The organism is Ensifer soli (assembly GCF_041928815.1).
Lineage (GTDB): Bacteria > Pseudomonadota > Alphaproteobacteria > Rhizobiales > Rhizobiaceae > JBHFEI01.
Genome location: NZ_JBHFEI010000049.1, coordinates 1 through 3,101, shown reverse-complemented (window position 1 = coordinate 3,101; position 3,101 = coordinate 1). Strand labels below are relative to the sequence as shown.

Below are 3,101 nucleotides of genomic sequence, written 5' to 3'. Positions count from 1 at the left end.
CGCGGGGTGGAGCAGCCCGGTAGCTCGTCAGGCTCATAACCTGAAGGCCGCAGGTTCAAATCCTGCCCCCGCAACCATCTTTACTTGTGATCCCCAAAATGCTCCTTCGTGGGGCTTTTTGCATTCTACGGCCATCGTCAGGATGCCGGCGAGATCGCCTCGTACATCGATCTCAACCTTCCCGTCGACGGGGGGCAGAACGATATCCTCGACGAGGGAACGGATAACGTTGGCTGCCTCTACGCGCTTCTCTTCGCTATCGTCCTGCAGCGTCTCATAAAGCTGCTGAATACGAAGACGATACTGAAGGGCCATCGCCGGGTGCAACAGGGGAGGCGGCTCGTCAGCCGTTGCCAGAAACGCGTTCAACTCCGCTTTTCGCACCTTGAGCTGATTACCTTTATCCTTCACTGCCTCAATCGAAATGGCTTCCTTCAGATAGAGATCCATCAGACGCTCTTCTTCGCGACCAATCTGTTCAATCTCCGACCGAGCCAGATCGATATGAGCGCGGCCTTCCGTCCGTAGGCGGTTTGTCTCCTGTGTGTATGCGTCGCAGAATTCGGCGAAGATAGCAGGATCAAGCATCCGATTTCGCAGTGCGTTGAGAACCCGCGATTCAAGCTCGTCGCGTCGGATGTTTACGCGGTTGTCGCAGGTACCTTTGTTCCGTGCCGTCGAGCAGCCGATCAACGTTGCTGAGATAGCGGAATAGCCACCGCCGCAGCACGCGCATTTGGTCAGCCCGGAAAATAGATATTTGGGGCGCCGACGGTAGTTGATTTCCGCGACATCGACGCGGCCCTCTGCGTCCCGATCAATCTTGTTCTCGCCCTGCCGTGCCTTCACCGCACTCCAGAGCGCCTCTTCCACTATGCGCAGTTCCGGCGCCTCCTGAATGACCCATTCCGATTCCGGATTGGCTCGGGCCTGCCTTTTTCCCGTATCCGGTTCCTTGATGAAGCGCTGGCGGTTCCAGACGATCTTCCCGACATACATCTCGTTGTTGAGGATACCATTGCCGCGCTTCGGATTATCGTTGATCGTGCTGAAACCCCAATCGCCGCCAGATGGGGCAGGGATCCCTTCCCTGTTAAGAGCGACTGCGATGATCTTCGCTGACTTTCCTGCGGCATAGTCACTGAAAATCCGGCGAATGACTTCGGCCTGAGCCTCGTTGATGATGCGGTCGCCGCGGATCGGCTCACCGTTGGCATCCAGCTTCTTCACTACGTCATAGCCGTAAGAATTGCCGCCGCCCGATTTCCCGGCCTCGACGCGGCCGCGTTGCCCTCGGCGCGTTTTATCTGCGAGATCCTTGAGGAACAGGGCGTTCATGGTGCCCTTCAGCCCGACATGCAGATGCGAAACCTCACCCTCCGAAAGCGTGACGATCTTCACGTCCAAATAGGACATCCGCTTGAAGAGTCCGGCAATATCCTCCTGGTCACATGACAGGCGATCCATCGCTTCGGCAAGAACCAACTGAAAGCGCCCACGCATCGCATCGCTGATCATCGCCTGCATGCCCGGAAGCAAAAGCGATGCGCCGGATATTGCGTGGTCTGTATATTCCTCGATGACCTGCCAACCTTGCTTCTCAGCATGAAGACGACAAATTTGGAGCTGGTCGGCAATGGATGCGTCTCGCTGATTGTCAGAGGAGTAGCGGGCGTAAATGGCGACTTTCAAATCCCACCTCCCATAATCTTCGGGAGCTGGGTCACCCCCGTTTTTTCAATTGCGCGTCGTAGTGCTGACGCGCCATTTGCCGCCCGAGCATTCGAGCCAGTTGGACCAATCGGGGATCTGGATTGTCTTGCTCCGATAGTTTCAGCTCCGGATCGCCCAAAAGCAACCCCTCGCGCAACTCTTCGCGATCGCTTTGCGTAACCGTCGTTTTTGGTATTGCGTCCATCCGGGCTCATGTGTGGTAGCATTCACGGGGTGGCGCTATAATCAACTGAATCTAAAAGAGAAAATTTGTGGCAACTGGTGTTGTTTCGGCTGCTGTGGAGACGCGTGGCGAAGTGTAGCGTGTTGCAGCATATGAAAAATACTGGCGATATCGCCCTGCATATTCAAATCTACGATGAGCTTTGAAAGTATCTGGCACCACAGCTGACATCCCTTGTCTGCACGGCCGCATTCGGCTATATATCTGGATATAACATGGAGGCTGGCCATGAGCAATGCTGCACAGAAGAGAGCAATCCAGAACTACCGCGCGCGCCTGACGCAGCGTGGCTTCACTCGCTTCGAGGTGATGGCGCTGGAAGCTGACCGTGAATTGATCCGCTCGCTCGCGCGTCGTCTAGCGGAAGAGGGGCCGGAGGCAGAGCAGGTCCGTTCGGCTGTAAAAACGGCTGTAGCTGGTAATACGCCGAAACCAGGAAATATTCTTACCGCCCTACGTCGCTCCCCCCTAGTGGATGCTGACTTCGACCTTTCCCGTACCCGTGAAGAGGGGCGCGAGGTCGATCTGTGACGCGTTATCTTCTCGACACCGACATCATCAGCAATATCGTAAAGCCAAAGCCGTCGGCATCGCTGCTGGCCTGGATGTGCGAGCAACGCGACGAGGATCTTTTTATTACCTCTCTGACAATCGCTGAAATCCGGCGCGGCATTCTGGAAAAGCCGCGAGGCAAGAAGCGTGACATTCTCGACGCTTGGTTCGCGGGGCCAGAGGGGCCGCAGGCACTGTTTACTGGTCGTATCCTATCCTTCGACGATAAGGCTGGTCTGCTCTAGGCGCGTCTCATGGCGGACGGCAAAGTGGCTGGCCGCCCGCGTAGCGGGCTCGACATGATCATAGCGGCCGTCGCAGGCGCAAATGACTGCGTTGTCGTAACGGACAACGAAAAAGATTTCGTGGGGCTCCAAATCATAAATCCGCTGCGCGGTGGTTTGGAGGGGGGAGAATAAAATGACGGCTGTGCCGCCTGTACCTATCGAGTATCAGTTCATTAGCTTAACGGAAGACGGCAACGCTGGCGATCTTCTGTTTGGGCTCGTCTGTTGGTTTGCACGCGGAACTGAGCCGGTTAGGCGCATAATTTCCATTGAGAATTGAGCCCTGTGAACCTTCCCCCAACGCG

At 56.1% G+C, this 3,101-nt stretch carries 3 protein-coding genes, 1 tRNA gene and 2 pseudogenes; 4 read left to right on the top strand and 2 right to left on the bottom strand.

Annotation, left to right across the window (positions count from 1 at the left end; all coding sequences use genetic code 11):
- Both ACEVQ6_RS23540 and ACEVQ6_RS23535 read left to right on the top strand, forming a co-directional pair.
- A tRNA-Met gene (locus tag ACEVQ6_RS23540) sits at positions 1–77 on the top strand.
- Positions 78–108: 31 nt separating this feature from the next.
- Positions 109–528: a hypothetical protein gene (locus ACEVQ6_RS23535; protein ID WP_374891474.1), complete on the top strand. Its 420-nt coding sequence runs from the start codon at positions 109–111 to the stop codon at positions 526–528.
- A 126-nt stretch (positions 529–654) separates the two neighbouring features.
- Here ACEVQ6_RS23535 and ACEVQ6_RS23530 read toward each other — a convergent pair.
- Positions 655–1,692: pseudogene (locus tag ACEVQ6_RS23530) on the bottom strand (recombinase family protein); the annotation flags it as partial.
- Between the two features lie 31 nt (positions 1,693–1,723).
- Positions 1,724–1,918, bottom strand: a complete 195-nt coding sequence (locus ACEVQ6_RS23525; protein ID WP_374891473.1) for a hypothetical protein — start codon at positions 1,916–1,918, stop codon at positions 1,724–1,726.
- 267 nt (positions 1,919–2,185) lie between these two features.
- On the opposite strand from ACEVQ6_RS23525, the gene ACEVQ6_RS23520 reads away from it, so the two are divergent.
- On the top strand, positions 2,186–2,488 hold the full coding sequence (locus ACEVQ6_RS23520) for a hypothetical protein (protein ID WP_374891472.1): 303 nt from the start codon (positions 2,186–2,188) through the stop codon (positions 2,486–2,488).
- Positions 2,485–2,928: pseudogene (locus tag ACEVQ6_RS23515) on the top strand (PIN domain-containing protein). The gene ACEVQ6_RS23520 and the pseudogene ACEVQ6_RS23515 overlap by 4 nt, the downstream one beginning before the upstream one ends.
- Positions 2,929–3,101: the final 173 nt, after the last annotated feature.

What these genes read in the sequence shown, in the direction of transcription:
- ACEVQ6_RS23520 (WP_374891472.1), top strand. Translation starts at nt 2,186, where the DNA reads ATGAGCAATGCTGCACAGAAGAGAGCAATCCAGAACTACCGCGCGCGC.
- ACEVQ6_RS23525 (WP_374891473.1), bottom strand. Translation starts at nt 1,918, where the DNA reads ATGGACGCAATACCAAAAACGACGGTTACGCAAAGCGATCGCGAAGAG.